The 20,385-nt window shown below is 64.7% G+C and carries 17 protein-coding genes and 1 pseudogene; 8 read left to right on the forward strand and 10 right to left on the reverse strand.

Annotated elements, in window-relative coordinates; genetic code table 11:
• The first annotated feature begins 59 nt into the window (after nucleotides 1-59).
• Nucleotides 60-512 carry a DUF6265 family protein gene (locus tag U0025_RS05940; protein ID WP_004211976.1) on the forward strand — a complete coding sequence of 151 codons (453 nt, stop codon included), beginning with the start codon at nucleotides 60-62 and terminating at the stop codon, nucleotides 510-512.
• Nucleotides 513-818: 306 nt separating this feature from the next.
• On the opposite strand, the gene U0025_RS05945 is transcribed toward U0025_RS05940, so the two are convergent.
• Both U0025_RS05945 and U0025_RS05950 read right to left on the reverse strand, forming a co-directional pair.
• Nucleotides 819-1,199, reverse strand: a complete 381-nt coding sequence (locus tag U0025_RS05945; protein ID WP_004211977.1) for a hypothetical protein — start codon at nucleotides 1,197-1,199, stop codon at nucleotides 819-821.
• Between the two features lie 119 nt (nucleotides 1,200-1,318).
• Complete coding sequence (locus U0025_RS05950) at nucleotides 1,319-2,992, reverse strand: M28 family metallopeptidase (protein WP_004211978.1); 1,674 nt, start codon at nucleotides 2,990-2,992, stop codon at nucleotides 1,319-1,321.
• A 134-nt stretch (nucleotides 2,993-3,126) separates the two neighbouring features.
• Between U0025_RS05950 and U0025_RS05955 the strand changes: the two genes are divergently transcribed.
• Nucleotides 3,127-5,106 carry an alpha/beta hydrolase family protein gene (locus U0025_RS05955; protein ID WP_004211979.1) on the forward strand — a complete coding sequence of 660 codons (1,980 nt, stop codon included), beginning with the start codon at nucleotides 3,127-3,129 and terminating at the stop codon, nucleotides 5,104-5,106.
• Nucleotides 5,107-5,245: 139 nt separating this feature from the next.
• On the opposite strand, the gene rpsD is transcribed toward U0025_RS05955, so the two are convergent.
• On the reverse strand, nucleotides 5,246-5,860 hold the full coding sequence (rpsD, locus tag U0025_RS05960) for a 30S ribosomal protein S4 (protein WP_004211980.1): 615 nt from the start codon (nucleotides 5,858-5,860) through the stop codon (nucleotides 5,246-5,248).
• A gap of 256 nt (nucleotides 5,861-6,116) precedes the next feature.
• Between rpsD and U0025_RS05965 the strand changes: the two genes are divergently transcribed.
• On the forward strand, nucleotides 6,117-6,413 hold the full coding sequence (locus tag U0025_RS05965; RefSeq protein WP_004211981.1) for a chorismate mutase: 297 nt from the start codon (nucleotides 6,117-6,119) through the stop codon (nucleotides 6,411-6,413).
• Here U0025_RS05965 and U0025_RS05970 read toward each other — a convergent pair.
• The 4 genes and pseudogenes from U0025_RS05970 to rpiB form a co-directional block, all read right to left on the reverse strand.
• Nucleotides 6,410-7,464, reverse strand: a pseudogene (locus U0025_RS05970) (TrmJ/YjtD family RNA methyltransferase). The gene U0025_RS05965 and the pseudogene U0025_RS05970 overlap by 4 nt on opposite strands.
• A gap of 99 nt (nucleotides 7,465-7,563) precedes the next feature.
• Nucleotides 7,564-8,025, reverse strand: coding sequence for a transcriptional regulator NrdR (gene nrdR / locus U0025_RS05975; RefSeq protein ID WP_010337343.1), 462 nt, complete (start codon nucleotides 8,023-8,025; stop codon nucleotides 7,564-7,566).
• Between the two features lie 6 nt (nucleotides 8,026-8,031).
• Nucleotides 8,032-9,351, reverse strand: a complete 1,320-nt coding sequence (gene glyA / locus U0025_RS05980) for a serine hydroxymethyltransferase (RefSeq protein WP_004211988.1) — start codon at nucleotides 9,349-9,351, stop codon at nucleotides 8,032-8,034.
• Between the two features lie 11 nt (nucleotides 9,352-9,362).
• Entirely contained in the window at nucleotides 9,363-9,800 is a 438-nt protein-coding gene (gene rpiB, locus U0025_RS05985; RefSeq protein WP_004211989.1) for a ribose 5-phosphate isomerase B, read from the reverse strand.
• Nucleotides 9,801-9,902: 102 nt separating this feature from the next.
• Between rpiB and U0025_RS05990 the strand changes: the two genes are divergently transcribed.
• Nucleotides 9,903-10,088 (forward strand): hypothetical protein, encoded by a 186-nt coding sequence (locus U0025_RS05990; RefSeq protein ID WP_037492212.1) that lies wholly within the window; start codon nucleotides 9,903-9,905, stop codon nucleotides 10,086-10,088.
• Between the two features lie 64 nt (nucleotides 10,089-10,152).
• On the opposite strand, the gene U0025_RS05995 is transcribed toward U0025_RS05990, so the two are convergent.
• On the reverse strand, nucleotides 10,153-10,620 hold the full coding sequence (locus tag U0025_RS05995; RefSeq protein WP_010337347.1) for an Hsp20 family protein: 468 nt from the start codon (nucleotides 10,618-10,620) through the stop codon (nucleotides 10,153-10,155).
• Between the two features lie 618 nt (nucleotides 10,621-11,238).
• On the opposite strand from U0025_RS05995, the gene U0025_RS06000 reads away from it, so the two are divergent.
• Both U0025_RS06000 and U0025_RS06005 read left to right on the forward strand, forming a co-directional pair.
• A complete protein-coding gene (locus tag U0025_RS06000; protein ID WP_004211992.1) occupies nucleotides 11,239-12,489 on the forward strand; it encodes a lipoprotein-releasing ABC transporter permease subunit in 1,251 nt (416 codons plus the stop codon).
• Nucleotides 12,482-13,168, forward strand: coding sequence for an ABC transporter ATP-binding protein (locus tag U0025_RS06005; protein ID WP_004211993.1), 687 nt, complete (start codon nucleotides 12,482-12,484; stop codon nucleotides 13,166-13,168). The genes U0025_RS06000 and U0025_RS06005 overlap by 8 nt, the downstream gene beginning before the upstream one ends.
• Here the strand turns inward: U0025_RS06005 and U0025_RS06010 are convergent.
• Complete coding sequence (locus U0025_RS06010; RefSeq protein WP_004211994.1) at nucleotides 13,157-14,962, reverse strand: diguanylate cyclase; 1,806 nt, start codon at nucleotides 14,960-14,962, stop codon at nucleotides 13,157-13,159. The genes U0025_RS06005 and U0025_RS06010 overlap by 12 nt on opposite strands.
• Before the next feature lie 64 nt (nucleotides 14,963-15,026).
• Nucleotides 15,027-16,199: a Yip1 family protein gene (locus U0025_RS06015; protein WP_004211995.1), complete on the reverse strand. Its 1,173-nt coding sequence runs from the start codon at nucleotides 16,197-16,199 to the stop codon at nucleotides 15,027-15,029.
• Between the two features lie 159 nt (nucleotides 16,200-16,358).
• Between U0025_RS06015 and dnaE the strand changes: the two genes are divergently transcribed.
• On the forward strand, nucleotides 16,359-19,901 hold the full coding sequence (gene dnaE, locus U0025_RS06020; RefSeq protein ID WP_004211996.1) for a DNA polymerase III subunit alpha: 3,543 nt from the start codon (nucleotides 16,359-16,361) through the stop codon (nucleotides 19,899-19,901).
• 33 nt (nucleotides 19,902-19,934) lie between these two features.
• Nucleotides 19,935-20,345: a ketosteroid isomerase-related protein gene (locus tag U0025_RS06025; RefSeq protein ID WP_004211998.1), complete on the forward strand. Its 411-nt coding sequence runs from the start codon at nucleotides 19,935-19,937 to the stop codon at nucleotides 20,343-20,345.
• The last annotated feature ends 40 nt before the right edge of the window (nucleotides 20,346-20,385 follow it).

Genomic DNA, 20,385 nt, shown 5'->3' on the forward strand with positions numbered 1-20,385 from the left:
GGAGAGATGTTGCGCGCTCCATAGCGCAGGGTCGCGGGTCTGGACAGAGGGTGTAGCGGGTGAAGAAGAGCGTATCGATCATGCTGGCGGCACTGATGCTGGGCGGGGCGCCGCTGGCGCAGGCGGCGGACCTGCCCGAATGGCTGACCGGCGAATGGCAGCAGGAACGGGGCGACCGCTGGACCGAGGAACTGTGGTCGCTGCCGCGCGGCGGGGTGATGATCGGCATGGGGCGCAGCGGGCGGGGCGAAAGCCTGCAAAGCTGGGAGTTGATGAGGATCGTGCGCGCGGCGGACGGAATGCTGACGCTGCATGCCGCGCCGGAGGGCGGCAAGGAGACGATCTTCCCCGTGCTGGAGCAGGGCGTGCGCGACATCAGCTTCGCCAATCCCGACCATGATTATCCCCAGCGCATCCGCTACTGGCGCGAAGGCCGCCTGCTGATGGCCGAAACCGCGATGATGGACGGCAGCAACGCCCAGAACTGGACCTATGCCCCGGCGGGGCAATGAGGGGGAAGTTGCGACCAGAAGCGGAAGTTTCCTACTCCCCTCCCTTCCAGGGAGGGGGCGGGGGTGGGTGCGCCGCGTAGCGGCGGTCTGCGGTCGATAGGGCAGAAGCTCGCTACGCTCGCAACCCACCCCAACCCCTCCCTTCCAGGGAGGGGCTATGTCTTGCTCCCACCCAGGTCCGTCATGCCAGCGGAGGCTGGCATCTCACTTCTTTTAACGATGGGTTTGAAAGAAAAGAGAGATCCCAGCCTTCGCTGGGATGACGGGATGAAAGGCAGGTTGGCGCCTATGCGCCCACCTCAGACTTTAAGGCCGTTTTCCGCCCGGCTGGCTGCGCTGGGCTTCGGTCAGGCTCTGCAGGGCGCGGCCTTGCATGTCGATTTCGCGCTGTTCTGAGTAGCTGAGGCCATCGCGGGCGCTGCGATCGGCCTGCGCGTCGGCGCGGTCGGCCTCGCGGCGGAGCGCGCGCGCCTGTTTCCTGCTGAGCGTGCCGCTCTTGCGTCCGTCGCTTATGTCCTGACGCGCGCGATCCAGTTCATAGTCGCCGGATGGCCGAGGCTCGACCCGGACATTCACCGGGCCGGGCGGTGCGGTCGGCTCTGTCTTGGGCGCGATTTGCGCGGGCAGCGCGGCCGGCAGGGCGAGGGCGGTCAGAAACAGGCTGGGCAGGGCAAGGGTTATGCGCATGGCGTTGCTCCTACAGGACGGGGCAAGGTCAGCCCCAAGCGCTGAACCCGCGCTGAACCTTTGCGCCATCGGATGAGGCCGGCGACAGCGCCCCATGCTGTCCCCGGCCTTGACGATGCTTATTTGCCCGCGCGGTCCTTGTCGCGGATGGCGCGGAATTCGTCGCCATCGACCCAGTTGGGCCAGTCGGTCGTGTTGGCGAGCGCCCGGCCGACATCATAATAGAGCTTCAGGTCGGCGGCGACGCCGGTCCAGTCCCAATTGGGATCATATTCGTCCTTGGGGCCGTGATAGCGATGCTCGGTATAATCCTCGGCTGCGGCCATGCCGGCGGCGGTGCCGCCCTTCACCAGATCCTCGCCGCCCTCGAAATAGAGCATCGGCAGGCCGTGCTTGGCGAAGCTGAAATGGTCGGAACGGTAATAATAGCCCTTTTCCGGGGTGGGTTCGAGCGTGGCGACGCGGCCCTGCGCCCCCAGTGCCCGGTCGAGATAGGCGTCGAGCTGCGACTTGCCCTTGCCGATGACGACGACATTCTTGGCGAGGCCGGCGACGCTCAAGGCATCCATGTTGACGCCGCCGACGGTCTTGCTGAACGGGAAGACCGGGTTGTTGCCATAATAGGCCGAACCCAGCAGGCCCGATTCCTCGCCGGTGACGGCCAGGAACACCTGGCTGCGGTCGGACGGGCCGGCCTTCACATTGGCCTGGGCCAGGGCGACCAGCGCGGCGGTGCCGGTGGCATTGTCGACTGCGCCGTTGCAGATATCGTCGCCGTCGGGCGCCGCCTGGCAATGGCCCAGATGATCCCAATGGGCGCTGTAGAGCACATATTCGTCTGGGCGGGTCTTGCCCGGCAGCAGGGCGACGACATTCTTCGACGCATGCTTGCGCAGGTCATTGTCGAACGAGACATTGGCCTTGATCGCGCCCAGCGGCACGGCCTTGAAGCCCTTCTGCTTGGCGGCGGCCATCTGCTGGTCGAGGTTGAGGCCGGCGTCGGCGAACAGGGCGGCGGCCTTGTCCTTCTGGATCCAGCCGATCGCGGCCGACTGGTCGGCATTGCCGCCCGGATTATCGGCGACATGCTGCGACCCGGTCCAGCTCGACTGGACGACGTTCCAGCCATAGGCGGCCGGTTCGGTGTCGTGGATGATGATCGCGGCGGTGGCGCCCTGACGCGCGGCTTCCTCGAACTTGTAGGTCCAGCGGCCATAATAGGTCATGGCGCGGCCATTGAACGGACCGGTCAGGCCCGGCGTCTGATAATCCGGGTCATTGACCAGGATCAGCACGGTCTTGCCCTTCACGTCCAGGCCGGCATAGTCGTTCCAGCCCTTTTCCGGGGCGTTGATGCCATAGCCGACGAACACGACCGGGCTGTCCTTGACCTCGATCTTGGGCTGGGTGGTGCGATAGGTGCCGATCACCATCTCGGGACCATAGGCGGCGGTGATCGGGGTCTTGCCACCCGTGAAGCTCAAGGGCGAGACATTCTTGGCGGTGATTTCGACCAGCGGCACGTCCTGGAACCAGCTGCCCTTGTTGCCGGGTTTGAGGCCCAGCTTCTCGAACTCCGCGGTCAGCAACGCCAGGGTCTTTTCCTCGCCCACGGTGCCGGGTGCGCGGCCCTCATAGGAGTCGGACGAAAGCTCCTTCACCAGCCGCTTCATCGTGTCGATCGAGGGGGCGGCGTCGCTCTTGGCGGCCGGGGCGGCCAGCGCGACGGCGGGCGTCAGGGCAGGAGCGGAAAGGGCGAGAACGGCGGCGATCGCCGTGACGGAGCTGCGCATGGAAGGAACCCTTGTCTTTATGGAACGCGCCTGATGCCACCGCCACGGGCCGAGGGCAAGAAATGCCGATTGTCACATTTGTTGCACTTGGTTAGCAATTGATCCGGGGAATTTGGGGGGAGTATTTTTCCAGCATGCATAATAAGTTGAATGCGGCGCGCCTGGGTGCGCTGCTGGCCATGTCGTCGCTGTCGGCGATGGCCCATGCCGAACCCGATGCACTGGCCAAGGCATTTGGCGCGCGGGAAACCGTGATTTCGGCCAGCCTGTCCGCCGATGGCGAGAAGATTGCGCTGGTCGCCGCCGGACCGGGCCGGACGACGCGTGTCCATGTGCTGAACGCGCAGGAGGGAGCGGAACCCAAGGCCGTTCTTTCAGGCAGTGGAAAGCCGGAATATCTGACGAGTTGCGACTGGATCGGGGCAGCGCGCCTGAGCTGCAACATTTTCAGCACGCAACGCTATGGCGACAATGTCTACACATCCAGCAATGTCGTGGCGGTTGATGCGGAAGGCGGCAATATCAAGGGGTTGAGCCAAAAACGGGGCGAGAATGCTCTGGGCTATGACCTGCGCGGCGGCGAGGTGCTCGATTTCCTGCCCGGCGAGGACGGCGCGATCCTCATGACGCGTTCCTATGTGCCTGAAGCCAAGGCCGGCAGCCTGATCGAGAAGAAGGCCGAAGGGCTGGGGGTCGATCGGATCGACAGTCGCACCGGAACGTCACGGCGGGTCGAGGCGCCCGAGAAGAACGCCTTCGACTTCATTACCGATGGGCTTGGCCATGTACGCGTCATGGGCCTGTGGGACCGCAAGGACACCGGCTATGTCACCAGCCAGTTCAAATATCTGTACCGTGGTGCCGATGGGGGCGGTTGGCGCCAGCTTTCCACCTATGACTGGCAGTCGGAAACAGGCTTCAGGCCCGTTGCGGTCGATCCGGCCAAGAATATTGCCTATGGCTTCGAGCGCAAGGAGGGGCGTTTTGCGCTGATGGCGGTGCAACTGGATCCCGGCCTGGAAAAGACGCTGGTCTACGCCAATCCGAACGTCGATGTTGCTGGTCTGGTCAAGACCGGGCGCGACCAGCGCGTCGTCGGCGTCAGCTATGTCGATGATTATCGCCATACGGACTATTTCGATCCGGCGGTGCTGGCGATGGTCAAATCGCTCGGCAAGGCGCTGGGCGGCAAGTCCGTCCATATTGGCGATCTCAGCGCCGACGGGCAGAGAGCATTGGTCTGGGCCGGCAGCGACGTCGATCCGGGGCAATATTATCTGTATGACAAGGCTGCGCGCAAATTGTCGCCGATCATGCCTGATCGACCGGAACTGGCCGGACACGCGCTCGCGGCGATGAAGCCGATCCAGTACAAGGCGCAGGACGGAACCGTCATTCCCGCCTATCTGACCCTGCCGCCCGGCAAGGAGGACGCCAAGGGGCTGCCGGCGATCGTCATGCCCCATGGCGGTCCGGAATCCCGCGACGAATGGGGTTTCGACTGGCTGGTGCAATATTATGCGGCGCGTGGCTTCGCCGTTATCCAGCCGCAATTTCGGGGGTCTTTCGGCTTTGGCGAGAATTGGCTGATGGGCAATGCCTTCCGTTCCTGGAAGGCGGCCGTCGGCGACGTGGCAGATTCGGGACGCTGGCTGGTCCAGCAGGGGATTGCCGATCCTGCCCGACTGACCATCCTGGGCTGGTCCTATGGCGGCTATGCGGCGTTGCAGGCGCAGGCGATCGACCCCAAGCTGTTCAAGGCGGTGGTGGCTATCGCGCCGGTCACCGACATCAGTGACATGCTGCGGCGCAACCGGTATTCGGCGACCTATCTGGAAGATCGCAAGATGCTGGGCACGGGCCCGGAGGCGGCCAATGCGTCGCCGGCCAATCATGCCGCCGAATTCCAGGCGCCGGTGCTGATGTTCCATGGCACGGATGACGCCAATGTCGACATCACCCAGGCGCGGATCATGCAGTCCAAGCTGGAAGGCGCGGGGAAGCGCAGCCGGCTGGTCGTCTATGACGGGCTGGCGCACAGCCTGAACGATAGCGAGGCGCGGGCGGACATGCTCCAGCAGAGTGCGGACTTCCTGCTGCAGGCGGGGAAATAGGAAAAGGAAAGGGGAGGCTTCGGGCCTCCCTTTTTTTGTCCTGTGGCCATGCGAGGCAACGGCCAAGGAAAAAGGCCAAAAGAAAAAGGGCGGTCCCTTGCGGGGCCGCCCTTCTCCAAATTCTGTCCGGAAGGACCGATTAGCGCGAATAGAATTCGACGACCAGATTCGGTTCCATCTTCACCGGGTAGGGCACTTCGTCCAGCGTCGGAACGCGGACATAGGTGACCTTGGTGGCGCCGTCGGGGGCGACATAGTCGGGGATGTCACGCTCGGGCAGGCTCTGCGCTTCGAGAACCAGCGCCATTTCCTGCGCCTTCTTGCCCAGGGTGATCTCGTCGCCCGGCTTCACCAGACGCGAGGCGATGTTGCACTTCACGCCGTTCACATAGATGTGGCCGTGCGAAACGATCTGGCGCGCCGAGAAGATGGTCGGTGCGAACTTGGCGCGGTACACGACGGCGTCCAGGCGGCGCTCCAGCAGACCGATCAGGTTCTGGCCGGTGTCGCCCTTCATGCGGCTGGCTTCGAAATAGTTCTTCTTGAACTGCTTTTCGGTGATGTCGCCGTAATAGCCCTTCAGCTTCTGCTTGGCGCGCAGCTGGATGCCGTAGTCCGACATCTTGCCCTTGCGGCGCTGGCCGTGCTGACCGGGGCCATATTCGCGCTTGTTGACCGGGCTCTTCGGGCGACCCCAGATGTTCTCGCCCATGCGACGGTCGAGCTTGTACTTGGCGCTAGAGCGCTTCGACATACCTAATTCCTTACAACTGCATACTACGTTATCCGCCCTCCGGATCCGATGAACCGAGGTCCGCGCATTGCGGAGGACGAAGGCTTCCCGGTCATCGCCTGTTTCCATATTTCAGGGACAGGGCCGCCGCTTCACCGGGATGCGGGGCCAATCGCGAAGGCGCGCCTATGGAGAAGGTCGGATATTATGTCAAGCCCGGACATCTGTCGCCACTGGGGCCTCGACAGGTCGCGGAGCGCGGCCTAATCCGGCGGCCATGAAGCCCGAAGACTATACCAGCATGACCGAGGTGCGCGCCGGTGTCGACGCCCTCGACCGCCAGCTCGTCGCCCTGCTTGATCAGCGTTTTGCCCATATGCGCGCCGCCGCCCGGATCAAGCCGGATCGCGGTGCCGTCCGCGACGAGGCGCGCAAGCGTCAGGTGATCGACAATGTACGCGCGGAGGCCGAGCACCTGGGCGCGCCGGGCGACCTGATCGCGGAGCTGTGGGAGCAACTGGTCGAAGCCTCGATAGCCTATGAAATGGCCGAGTATGACCGCACGCGGGGTTAACGCTCGCGCGGCCGGTTGAGGTGCGACAGCACGCCGCGGAGCGTGCGCACCTCCAGATGGTTCCAGCCCGGCTTGGTAAGCAGGTTGCGCAGCGTCAGCTTGGTCGCGGGCGCGCGGTCGGGCGGGAAGAAATAGCCGACCTTCTCCAACAGCGTGTTGAGCTGCAGGATCATGCCTTCCAGTTCCTCCTGCGGCGCGGGCTCGCCCAGTTCGGTCACGGTCGGCTGGGCCAGATTGGCCTGCTTGGACCATTCATAGGCGCACAGGATTACCGCCTGGGCGAGGTTCAGCGAGCCGAATTCCGGATTGATCGGCACGGTCAGGATCTTGCGGGCTAGCGCCACATCCTCGGTTTCCAGCCCCGAGCGTTCCGGCCCGAACACATAGGCGCAGCGGCCCTGCGCGGCATGGATTTCCTGCGCCGCTTCCTCGGGCGTGACCACCGGCTTGGTGACGCCGCGCTTGCGCACGGTGGTGGCATAGACATGGGCGCAGTCGGCGACCGCATCGGCCAGCGTCTCATAGACCTGCGCCTTGTCCAGGATGAAGTCCGCGCCGGCCGCCGCCGGGCCGGCGTCGGGATTGGGCCAGCCGTCGCGCGGGGAAACAAGCCGCATCTCGGTCAGCCCGAAATTCAGCATCGCCCGCGCCGCCTTGCCGATATTCTCGCCCAGTTGCGGGCGGACCAGGACGATGACGGGGGGGAGGGGGGAGGTGTCAGTCATAATTCCGTTCGTCCTGAGTAGGGGCTGAGCCTGTCGAAGCCCCGTATCGAAGGATTTGCGCGCCGCCAACCGGATGGCATCCCAATCACCAGTGATCAGCGCTTCCTTCTTCTTTCGCGACAGCCCTTGATCTGCTGTTCTGCGGCAAGGGCTTCGTCCCTGGTCCCGAACGCCTCGCTCCAGACCAGGGTTACGGGACGTCGGCGCTGGGTGTAGCCTGCGACTTCACCGGAATGATGCTGGCCCAACCGCAATTCCAGATTATCGGTATGGCCCAGATAATAGCTGCCGTCCGCGCATCGCAGCATATAGGTATGAAAGCTCATCACGCGGTCCTTCGATACGCCATTTCGACTTCGCTCAATGGCTACTCAGGACGAACGGATGTGGAAAGGGCTGGCTAAGGGGAATGAGGGGGAGGCCCCTCACTCACTCCCGACCTCCTTCACGGTACTCGCGAAATCCTCGAAGTCGCGGGCGTCGGTGAAGTCCTTGTAGACGCTGGCGAAGCGGATATAGGCGACGCTGTCGAGGCGCTTGAGCCCCTCCATCACCATCTCGCCGATCGATCGCGCCGGGATTTCGCTTTCGCCGCTGGTTTCCAGCTGGCGCTGGATGCCCGAAATCAGCTTCTCGATCCGGCTCGGGTCGATCGGCCGCTTGCGGCAGGCGATGCCGATGGAGCGGGCCAGCTTGTCGCGCTCGAACGCTTCCTTGCGGCCTTCGCTCTTCACCACCCAGATGTCGCGCAACTGGATGCGCTCGAAAGTGGTGAAGCGCGCGCCGCAGGCTTCGCACTGCCGGCGACGGCGAATGGCATTGCCATCCTCCGTCGGCCGGCTGTCCTTCACCTGGCTGTCCTCATGGGCGCAGAAAGGGCAGCGCAAGCGGGCTTACCCCTGATAGATGGGGAAGCGGGCGCAGAGCGCGGCGACACGTTCGCGGACGCTGGCTTCGACGGCGGCATCGCCATGTTCGCCATTGTCGCGCAGGCCTTCCAGAACGTCGGCGATCATGTCACCGATATCCTCGAACTCGGCGACGCCGAAGCCGCGGGTGGTGCCGGCCGGCGAACCGACGCGGATGCCGCTGGTCTTGGTCGGCGGCAGCGGATCACCCGGCACGCCATTCTTGTTGCAGGTGATGAAGCTGCGCTCCAGCGCCTCGTCCGCATCCTTGCCCGAAATGCCATAGGGGCGCAGGTCGATCAGGGCGAGGTGGGTGTCGGTGCCGCCCGAGACCACGGCCAGACCGCGCTGCTCCAGCTTGCCGGCCAGTGCCTTCGCGTTGGTGACGATCGCCTGGGCATAGGTCTTGAATTCGGGCTGCAGCGCTTCGCCGAAGGCGACAGCCTTGGCGGCGATCACGTGCATCAGCGGGCCGCCCTGAAGGCCGGGGAAGATCGCCGAATTGATCTTCTTCGCGATCGCCTCGTCATCGGTCATGATCATGCCGCCACGCGGACCACGCAGCGTCTTGTGCGTGGTGGTGGTCACGACATGGGCATGGCCGAAGGGCGAGGGATGGGCACCACCGGCGACCAGGCCGGCGAAATGGGCCATGTCGACCATGAACAGCGCGCCGACCTTGTCCGCGATCGCGCGGAAGCGGGCGAAGTCGATCTGACGCGGATAGGCGCTGCCGCCGGCGATGATCAGCTTGGGCTGGCATTCGACCGCCTGGGCCTCAACCGCGTCATAGTCGATCAGATGGGTGTCTTCGCGCACGCCATATTGCACGGCGTTGAACCACTTGCCCGACATGCTGGGCTTGGAACCGTGGGTCAGGTGACCACCGGCGTCGAGCGACAGGCCCATGATGGTTTCGCCGGGCTTGACCAGCGCCAGCATCACGCCGCCATTGGCCTGCGCGCCCGAATGGGGCTGGACGTTGGCGAACTGGCAACCGAACAATTCCTTCGCGCGGTCGATGGCGAGCTGTTCCACCACGTCCGACGGGGCGCAGCCCTGATAATAGCGCTTGCCCGGATAGCCTTCGGCATATTTGTTGGTGAAGACGCTGCCCTGCGCTTCGAGCACGGCCTGCGACACGATATTTTCCGACGCGATCAGCTCGATCTGGGTCTGCTCGCGCTTCAGTTCCTGGGCAACGCCGGCGAACACGGCCGGATCGGCAGCGGCCAGGCCTGCGGTGAAATAGCCTTCCGAACGAATGTCGGACTGGTTGGGCTGGGTGAGGGTTTCGGTGCTCATCTCAAGTCCTTTCAGAGCGCGGGCTGGGACAGTTTCTCGACGCGGCCGGCATGGCGGCCACCGCCGAACTCGGTGGTGAGGAAGGCGGTGACGCAGGCCTTGGCCATGTCGACGCCGGTCAGGCGCGCACCCATGGCCAGGACATTGGCGTCATTATGCTCGCGCGACAGCGCGGCCGACAGCGGCTCGCCGACCAGGGCGCAGCGGCAGGCCGGGTTGCGATTGACGGCGATCGAGATGCCGATGCCCGAACCGCAGAGCGCGATGCCGCGCTCCGCTTCGCCCGATGCGACGGCGGTCGCGAGCTTGTAACCAAAATCGGGATAATCGACGCGGTCGGCGGTGGCCGGGCCGAGGTCGGCGACCTCATGGCCCTCGTCGCGCAACCATAGCGCAAGTTCGGCCTTCAGGTCGACGGCGGCATGATCGGAAGCGATGGCGATTTTCATGGGTGCGTTCCCCTGCGGCTTGGGGTGATTCGTTTCTGCGCGCCTCATAGGGGCATGGGCCGCCAATTGCCACAGTCCAGCTAGGCGCCTATGGACTGGCCCATGGCGGGGATGATCCTTTCGATATTGATGCTGGCGGGTATCCTGCTGACCGGCGGGGGAATTTACGCGATCGTGAAGCGCGGCGACCGCAAGCGCGGGGTGCTGATGATCGTCGCGGGGCTGGTGATGTTCGGCAATGTCGCGATCAGCGCGATACCGATGCCGCCGCCGCAACGGGTTCGCTGAACGGCGGGCAGCAAGAAGGGCGCAACCTTGCGGTCGCGCCCTGTGCTTGTTTCGGGTGGCCGGATCAGGCGGCGTCGCGATCCTTGTTGATGTCGACCAGATGGCCGCCATTCACGGCGATCTTCTTGGGCTTCATCGCTTCGGGCACTTCGCGCACCAGTTCGATCACCAGCAGGCCGTCGGCCAGGTCCGCCTTTTCGACGCGGACGAAATCGGCCAGTTCGAAGCGGCGTTCGAAGCTGCGATTGGCGATGCCGACATGCAGGAACTTGGAACGGTCGGCGTTGGTCTCATCCTTGCGGCCGATCACCTGGAGCAGGTTCTGCTGGGCGGTGATGTCGATTTCCTCGGGACGGAAGCCGGCGACGGCCAGGGTCACGCGATAGCGGTCCTCGGCCAGGCGTTCGATGTTGAAGGGCGGGTAATTGTCGCCCTGCGCCAGACGGGCATTATTCTCGATCAGGTCGAACAGACGATCGAAGCCGACGGTCGAGCGACGATAGGGGGTAAGGTCGAAACCACGCATGCTCATAATCTCCAACAGAGCAAAATGATCCTGCCGGACCCGGTCTTCGGCGTCCGGCCTATGCTTGCGCCCAGCCCCATGTGGCGGCCGGACGGGATTGATATGGTTGGCTCTTTGCGTTGTTCAAGAGGGGGCAGGGGCGAAGCATCGTGCCGTCTGTCCTACAGCGCCCACAGGCGATAGACTGGCGAGAAGAGGGTGCGGTAAATGGATGGAAGCGTAACAAAATTTCCGTCTTGAATCCGAAAATGCCAAGATGTGCGGGAAATGTGCGAAGTTAAGCGGGAAGGATGCTCAAGAGTCGCCGAACAAAAAAGTGCCCGGGCCGCTTTCGCGATCCGGGCACTTAATGGACGATTGCTCGTCTCCCCCTTGGCCTGCCTCTACCGACTTCTCAGCCCCCTAAGCTTGAAGTGGGAAGCAGTATCCCTGAACCACGGCCTTTTGCCTGTGCCTCGGGAGCCTTGCTATGACTGGCGCAGCCTGCTGTCACGGGCAAAATCCGGGCTCTGTGATTTTCTGTATCGGCCTGTGTCCCGCGTGCAACAATTCCGCAATCCTTGCCGTTAAGGCTCAGCCTGCTAGACCGGCCGCATCACTACCAGAAGGGCCATTCGCGCCACCATGATTCTATCCCGCTACGAACGCATGATCGCCAAGCGCTATTTGCTGCCGGGCAAGGGGGAAGGCTTCATCTTCCTCGTCGCCGGCATCAGCCTGGCCGCGGTCATGCTCGGAGTCGCCGCGCTCATCATCGTCATGAGCGTCATGAACGGGTTCCGCGCGGAGCTGTTCGACAAGATTGTCGGCCTCAACGGCCATGCCGTGGTGCAGGGCTATGGCGGGCGCCTGCCCGACTGGCGCGATGTGCTGAAGGAAGCGAAGGCGACGCCGGGCGTCACCAGCGCGACCCCGCTGATCGAACAGCCCCTGCTCGGCCTTTATCAGGGGCGGGTCGAGGGCGTGCTGGTGCGTGGCATGACCGTGCCCGACATTCGCAGCAACACGACGCTCAAGGGCAAGGTTGTCGCCGGTGACCTCAATGCGCTGACCGCCAATAGGGAGAAGGTCGGCATTGGTGTCCGCCTGGCCGAAAATCTGGGCATCCAGGTTGGCGACCATATCAGCATCATGAACCCGGCTGGCCGCGCGACCCCGTTCGGCACGATGCCGCGCCAGATATCCTATCAGGTCGCCGCCATCTTCGAGGTCGGCGTCTATGATTATGACAAGGCCTTCGTGGTCATGCCGATCGAGGATGCGCAGACGCTGCTGCTGCTGGGCGATGTCGTCAGCATGATCGAGGTCGAGACGGTCAATGCCGACAAGGTCGGGTCGATCCTGGAGCCGCTGGCGGCCAAGGTTGCCGGTCGCGCCGTGGTGCAGGACTGGCGCCAGATGAATGCCAGCCTGTTCGAGGCGCTGGCGGTCGAGCGGGTGGCGATGTTCGTCGTGCTGTCGATCATCGTGCTGGTTGCGGTGTTCAACATCCTGTCCTCGCTGATCATGCTGGTGCGCGCCAAGACGCGCGATATCGCGATCCTGCGCACCATGGGGGCGAGCCGGAGCGGGCTGGTGAAGATCTTCATGACGGTGGGCGTGACCATCGGCACGCTGGGCATGGTCGCCGGCATGGCGCTGGGCTTCACCTTCCTCTTCTTCCGCCAGAGCGTGGTGAATGTGATCCAGTTCGTGACGGGGCAGAATCTGTGGGATCCCTCGATCCGCTTCCTGACCGAATTGCCGTCCAAGCCCGATCCGGTCGAGATCGTGATCATCTGTCTGATGGCGCTGGTCTTCAGCTTCCTCGCCACCCTCTATCCGGCCTTCAAGGCTGCCAATACCGATCCTGTCCAGGTGCTGCGCTATGAATGATGTCCTCAAGGTCAGCGGCCTGTCCCGCAGCTTCACCCAGGGCGGGGTCACGATCGACGTGCTGCGCGGCGTCGACCTGACGGTCGGGCCGGGCGAGATCGTCGCGCTGCTCGGCCCGTCGGGCTCGGGCAAGTCGACGCTGTTGCAGGCGGTCGGCCTGCTGGAAGGCGGGTTCGACGGATCGATCCGCATCGCCGGCGAGGAAGCCGCGAAGCTCGACAATGACGGGCGCACCCGCCTGCGCCGCGATGCGCTGGGCTTCGTCTATCAGTTCCACCACCTATTGCCCGATTTCAACGCGACCGAGAATGTGGTGCTGCCGCAGGTGATCAAGGACGCGACCATGGACGCGGCGCGGACCCGTGCGGAATCGCTGCTGACGGCGCTGGGGCTGGGCCATCGGCTCGACCATCGGCCGAGCCAGTTGTCGGGCGGCGAGCAGCAGCGCGTCGCGGTCGCCCGCGCGCTGGCCAATCGCCCGGCGCTGGTGCTGGCGGACGAGCCGACCGGCAATCTGGACGAGCGCACCGCCGACGTGGTGCTGGCCGAATTTCTGCGCCTGGTGCGCGGCGAAGGATCGGCGGCACTGGTCGCAACCCATAATGAGCGGCTGGCGGAAAAGATGGACCGGGTGGTCCGCCTGCACGAAGGGCGGCTGGAAGAGGCGTCAGCCCGGTAACAGCCCCTCGCGCGCGGTCGCGACCATGATCTGGTCGCGGCCCTCGCCCTTGGCGCGCAGCAGCGCGGCGTCGGCGGTGGTGACCAGTCGGGTGACGGCGCCATGGTCGGGCCAGGCGGCCAGGCCAAAGGAGGCGGTGATCGGCCCCAGTTCCTGCCCGCGATGCTCGACCCGCAGGTCGCGGATGCGCTGCTGGATCTGGGCGGATCGGGCGAGTGCCTGCTCCAGCGTGAAGCCGGGCATCAGGAGGACAAATTCCTCGCCGCCCAGGCGGAAGGCAAAACCCTGTTCGCGCAGCGAGTCGCCCAGCACCGCGCCGACCGCGCGCAGCACCGCGTCGCCAGCATCATGGCCATAGCTGTCGTTGAACCGCTTGAAATGGTCGATGTCGACCATCAGGCAGGCGAGCGGTGCATGGTTGCGTTCGGCCTCGTCCACCAGCGCCTCGAACATGGCGTCGAAATGACGGCGGTTGGGCAGGCCGGTCAGCGCGTCCGCCATCGCCATTTCGCGCAGCGCGTCGCGCAGGCGCAGATTGGCGAGGGCTAGGCCGATATTCTCCGCCAGCATCTCCAGATATTTTTCCGCCCGATCGAGATGTTCGGCATCCATCTCGCGGGTCTGTTCGAAATAGAGCAGGCCGATGCTTTCGCCCTGCGCCGCCAGCGGGATGCAGATGGTCGGGACGGCGGTTTCGCCTTCCAGATGCTCGCAGGCAATGTCGACCATGCCGCCGCGCGGCTTGTGGACCTGGCCGCGTCGCAGCGCCCAGCAGGCCGAGGCCGGGAAATCGTTGCGCGACTGTTTGGGATCGAGCCAGTCGCAGGCCTGCAGCATCATGTTGCGGCGAATGTCGTGGATATAGAGGCGGCCGGGGAAGTCGGGCGTGATTTCCGGGGTGAAACGGCGCACCACCTCGACCAGATCGGCGGTGCTGTCGCAGCCCTGCAGGCGCTGGGTCATGCGCGACAGCAGGTCGCGCATGGTGCGATCGACATCGCGCTCCTGCTCCAGTCGCTGGCGCTCCAGGCCATTTTCACGGAAAATACGGATCGCCTGCGCCATGTCGCCAATCTCGTCCACCTGCGGGAAATCGGGCGGGATCGCGGCAAAATCCTGCGCGGCAAGGCGGGTGACGACATCGCTCAGCCGCACGACCGGATGCAGGATGCGCTGCTTCAGCACGAAATAGAGGACGCACAGGAACAGCAGGGCGGTGACGCCCAGCATGATTTCCGACATGGTCCGCCACTGGCGCGCGCTATCGGTCGCGCCCTGCACTGCCGTGTCGGTGCGATGGTCCAGCATATATTGGAAGCGGCCGACCTGTGCCGCCACCCGGTCCAGTTCGCGGCCATATTCGTCGCCGAAGAGGATGGTGCGGGCGGTCTTGTCATCGCCCGACTGTGCCGCCTTGATCGCGACATCCTGCTCGTCGGACAGGGCGTCGGACCACTGGATCGCCTGGCGCAGCGCGTTCAGCTCATTCTCGTTGGCGCCGGCATCCTTGAGATGCCTAATGCGGTCCTCGACGGAACGCAGCGCTTCCTTCTCGCGGCGGTAGACGACCAGATGGCTGGGATCGCCCGAAATCACATAGCCGCGCGCCTGTTCGGTCAGGCGATAGACATCCTCCTCCAGGGTGGAGGTCAACTGGTCGAAACTGGCGCGCTGGGCGACCGCGGCGCGCTCGCGCTGTTCCGCGCCGGACGCGAACAGCATCGTCGTGCCCGACGCCAAGGTGAGCAGGACGGTGGCCCCATAGGCCCAGTTGGTGATCGTGGATAAACGCATGGTGGCGCCTAACCTAGGCCCGATAGCTTGGCAATTCGTTACGCGGGCGACCTCATGACATTGCCTATTTTGCGGCGAGCGCGCTCAGCCGGTCGAGATCGAGCGCGTTCACTGCGGCTTTGAGTTCCCCGATATCGGCGACGGTGCCCTCCGCCTCGACCATGAAGCGGTCGGCCAGCGTGGTGGCATATTTGCCGTGACGGCTGTCCTTGTCCCATTCCTCGGTGACGATGCGGCCGTCGATCGTCTGGGTGCGCTCATAGCCGCTGGCGGTCTGGCGGTTCGACTGGACGTTGAGCGCCGCGCCGATCCCGGCAAAGGCGCCGGCCACCGCGATGTCGTTCACCTCCAGCTCGATCTCGTCGTCGCCGGCGCGGTAGCGGGCGGAGGCATGGGCGCCGGCGGACATGCCGCTGCTTTCCATCTCGGTGCGGGTGAAGCGGCCGATCTTCTCGGGCAGCAGCGCCTGCAGCACATCGGGCGCGATCGCGGCGGAGCGGCCATTCCTGGTTGCTTCCTCCATCCGCTTGGCGGCCTGTTCCATCTGCCTAGTGGCGGCGTCCATCTTGTCGACGTCGATCTTGCCGATGCCCGGCACCATGATGTCGGCGCTGATATCGTCCGGCCCGGCATGGCCGCCGAACAGGCCGCTGAACGGCATGGCGAGCAGGCTGGCGAGGATGAAGAGCAGCGCGCCCGCGACCATGGTGACGATGGTGTAGGGCAACGCCTTCTGCTCTGGCACCTTCATCAGGCGCGGCAGGCCGAGATAGAGGAGGTAGAGGCTGTAAAGTCCGAGCAGGCCGAGCATGGTGAGGCCGGGTATCAGCGAGAAGATGCCGGCCAGCCAGCCGGCGGTCGCCGAATAGGCGGAAATCTTGAAGGCCTTGAGCTTGTCGCGCTGGCCGCCGAAGCTGGGAGCGAGGAAGTTGATGATGATCGCCAGCACGGCCAGGCCGATCAGCGACAGGACATAATGGGCGATCGCCATGCCGACCGCGCCGATCAGCGGCGGGCGCCAGCTGATGCCGAACAGGCCATGGCCAAAGAGCTGTCCGCCGATCAGGGTCGCGAGCGGCGGGATCGCCGCCAGGATCATGGCATAGCCGGTATAGATGCTGCCGATGCTGGCCGGTTCGGCCTCGATCAGCGGCCATTCGTCCCTGGGCCGCAGGATGATCGCCTTGGCCCGGTCGACGATGCCGGGTGGGGTGGAAACCGGGTTGCTGTCCGACATGACCGTGCTCCCTGTTCTCTGGCCTATCCTCTGGCCCGTTCTTTGGGCGCGATAGGATCAGCAAGCGCGGTCCTTGGCAAGCGACAAGTGGTGCTTTTGTCCACAGCTTTTCGCCGGGCGGGACTGGCGCGCGGGCGCTGCCGTCGTTAGATTGCCGCGATGTCTCATTCCGCCTTCGTACCGCTGCGCATCTTTTCGTCCTTCACCATGCTCGAAGGGGCGATCGACCCCAAGAAGATCGCCAAGCAGGCCAAGGCCCTGGGTTTTCCGGCGGCGGCGATCACCGACCGCAACGGCCTTTATGGGTCGATGGCCTTTTCCGATGGCTGCAAGGGCGAGGGCGTGCAGCCGATCGTCGGCGCCATGCTGGGCGTCGTGCGACCGGGCCGGCCATCCAACGCGCCGGCGGTGCATGACTGGATCGCCCTCTATGCGCAGGATGCGGGCGGCTATGACAATATCTGCGCGCTGGTGTCGATGGCGCATCTCGACCGGCCGCTGGAAGAAGTGCCGCATGTCACGCTCGACATGCTGGAGGGGCGGACCGATGGCGTGATCGCGCTGACCGCCGGCGGGGAGGGGGCGATCGCCCGCCTGTTCGCCGAGGATCAGCCCGACGCTGCGCTGGCCTATGCCGACCGGTTGCAGGCGCTGTTCCCCGATCGGCTCTATGTCGAGATTTGCCGCCGGCTGGACCCGGTCGAGGGCAAGGCGGAGCCGCAACTGCTCGACCTGGCCTATGACCGCAATCTGCCGCTGGTCGCGACCAACCCGACCTGCTTTGCCGAGCCGGAATTTCACGCGGCGCATGACGTGATGCTGTGCATTGCCGATGGCGCCTATGTCGAGACGCCCGACCGCCGCACCAGCTCGCCCGACGCCTGGATGAAGCCGGCGGCGGAGATGAAGCGGCTGTTCGAGGACCTGCCCGAGGCGCTGGCCAACACGCTGGTCGTTGCCCAGCGCTGCGCGGTGATGGCGCCCAAGCGCAAGCCGATCCTGCCAAGCCTTGCCGGCGATATCGAGGGTGAGGGCATCATGCTGCGCGATCAGTCGATCGCGGGGCTGGAGGCCCGGCTGGAGAAGGCGGGGATCATCGCGGACGAGGCGCGTCAGCCCTATTTCGAACGGCTGAAGTTCGAAATGGACATCATCATCCAGATGGGGTTCCCCGGCTACTTCCTGATCGTGGCCGACTTCATCAAATGGGCCAAGGATCATGATATTCCGGTGGGGCCGGGCCGTGGTTCGGGTGCCGGATCGCTGGTCGCCTGGGCGCTGACCATCACCGACCTAGATCCGCTGCAACTGGGCCTGCTGTTCGAGCGCTTCCTGAACCCGGAACGCGTCTCCATGCCCGACTTCGATATCGACTTCTGCGAAACGCGGCGCGGCGAGGTGATCCGCTATGTGCAGCAGAAATATGGCAGCGACCATGTCGCCCAGATCATCACCTTCGGTAAATTGAAGGCGCGCGCCGTGCTGAAGGATACCGGCCGCGTCATGCAGATGAGCTATGGCCAGGTCGATCGCCTGGCCAAGCTGGTGCCCAACCATCCGACCGATCCCTGGACGCTGGAGCGATCGCTGAACGGCGTCGCCGAGTTCAAGGCGGAATATGACAATGACAATCAGGTCAAACGCCTGATCGACTATGCGATGAAGCTGGAGGGCTTCCCGCGCCACAGCTCCACCCACGCGGCCGGCGTGGTGATCGGCGACCGGCCGCTGAGCCAGCTGGTGCCGCTCTATCGCGATCCGCGATCCGACATGCCGGTGACCCAGTTCGACATGAAGTTCGTCGAGGGTGCGGGGCTGGTGAAGTTCGACTTTCTCGGCCTCAAGACGCTGTCGGTGCTGCAAAAGGCGGTGCAACTGCTCAAGGGGCGCGGGGTCACGGTCGATCTCGACACGCTCGCCTGGGACGATGCCAAAGTCTATGAACTGCTCCAGCGCGGCGATACGGTCGGCGTGTTCCAGCTGGAATCCGAAGGCATGCGCAAGACGCTGGCCGCGGTGCGTCCGACCAATTTCGGCGACATCATCGCACTGGTGTCGCTCTATCGTCCCGGCCCGATGGACAATATCCCGATGTTCGGGCGCCGCAAGAACGGCCAGGAAGAGATTGAATATCCGCACATCCTGCTGAAGCCGATCCTCGAAGAAACCTATGGCATCTTCGTCTATCAGGAACAGGTGATGCAGGCCGCGCAGATCCTGGCCGGCTACTCGCTTGGCGACGCCGACCTTCTGCGCCGCGCCATGGGCAAGAAGATCAAGGCGGAAATGGACGCCCAGCGCCTGCGCTTCGTAGAGGGTTGCGCCAAGAGCGACATCAAGCCGGCCAAGGCGAACGAGCTGTTCGACTTGATCGACAAGTTCGCCGGCTATGGCTTCAACAAGTCGCACGCCGCCGCTTACGCGCTGCTCGCCTATCAGACCGCCTGGCTCAAGGCCCATTATCCGGCGGAATTCTATGCCGGGTCGATGGCCTTCGATATCCATCTGACCGAAAAGCTCACCGTCTTCGTTGACGATATGCGGCGCATGGGCATGACCTGCCTGCCGCCCGACCTCAACCAGAGCGAGGCCGACTTCACCGTCGAGGCGGTGCCGTTCGAGGGCGATGATCCGCGTCTGGGCTTTGCCGTGCGCTATGCGCTGGGCGGCCTCAAGGGCGTGGGCGAGAAGGCGATGGAGCAGCTGGTCGCCGAGCGCGAAGCCAATGGTCCGTTCAAGCATCTGGACGATCTGGCAGACCGGATCGAGCCGCGCCTGCTCAACCGGCGGCAGCTCGAAAGCCTGGCCGCGGCCGGTGCGTTCGACACCATCCATGCCGACCGGGCCGGGGTGCATGCGGCGGCGGAAACCCTGCTGAGCGTCGCGGCAAGCGCGGCGCAGGCGCGCGAAAGCGGGCAGGGCGGCCTGTTCGGCGATGTCGAGACCGCCCATGCCGACGTTCGCATCCCGCCGCATCAGGCCTGGACCGTGTCGGACCGGATGGCGCAGGAAAAAGAGGCGTTCGGCTTCTATTTCTCGGCCCATCCGGTCGACCGTTTCCGTCATCTGGCCGATGCGCGCGGCGCGAAAAGCTATGGCGAAATCTGTTCGCAGCCGATGGGCATGCCCAATGCCGAAGGGCGGGTGATGGGCATCATGGCGGCGATGGTCGAAGATGTGCGCTGGCGCGAGACGCGGCGCGGCGCGCGCTATGCCAACGCCACCTTCTCCGACCAGAGCGGCCAGTTCCAGGCCAGCTGTTTCGACGAGGATGCCTGCAAGCAGATCGAGGAACTGGCGCGCGAGGGCGATTGCGCGCTGCTGCATGTCGAGCTGGATCGCCTGCCGGGCGAGGAAACGCCGCGCGTCACCGTGCGCCGGATGGAGCCGTTCCGCGAGATCGCCAACGTGTCGCGGATGGAACTGGTGCTGGACATCGAGATGGTCGAGGCCGTCGCCAAGCTGGCGGCGATCCTGTCCGGCAGCCGGGGCGGGCGGTGTGAGGTGTTCGTGCGGGCGCCGATCGGCGATGGCAAGGCGGCCCGTGTCTTCCTGGGCGACGACTTCACGCTGGGCGCTGATCAGGTCGACGCGATCAGTGGCATCGCCGGGCTAACCGTCCACAATCTGGCGCGGATGGAGGCGAAGTCGGACGGCTATCGCACCCGCCATCGCCGATCGGCCATGCGGCTGGTCGGCTGACCGCGCCCATTTTCCCAGTCCGAGGAGAAATCTGTGTCCGAAGCGACCCTGGCCCTGGTCCATGCCTATTATGATGCCTTCAACCGGCAGGATGCCGAGGGGATGCTGGCGCTGCTGGCCGACGATGTGCGGCACGAGCCGAGCCAGGGCGCGGCCCGCATCGGCAAGGCGGCGTTCGCCGATTTCCTGTCTCATATGAACCTTTGCTATGCCGAGACGGTGATCGATCCGATCGTGCTGGCCAATGCGGAGGGGACGCGGGCGGCGGCCGAGTTCATGCTGGACGGCCGCTATCTGGTGACCGACGAAGGGCTGCCGCCTGCCGCCGGCCAGACCTATCATCTGCGCGTCGGCGCCTTCTTCGACATCGTCGAGGGGCAGATCACGCGCATTTCCAACCATTATAATCTGGCGGACTGGATCGCGCAGGTCGAAGGGCGCTAAAGCCGCCGCCTGCCCCGTCGCCGTTCCATCCCGAGGTATC

This window comes from Sphingobium yanoikuyae, assembly GCF_034424525.1.
GTDB lineage: Bacteria > Pseudomonadota > Alphaproteobacteria > Sphingomonadales > Sphingomonadaceae > Sphingobium > Sphingobium yanoikuyae.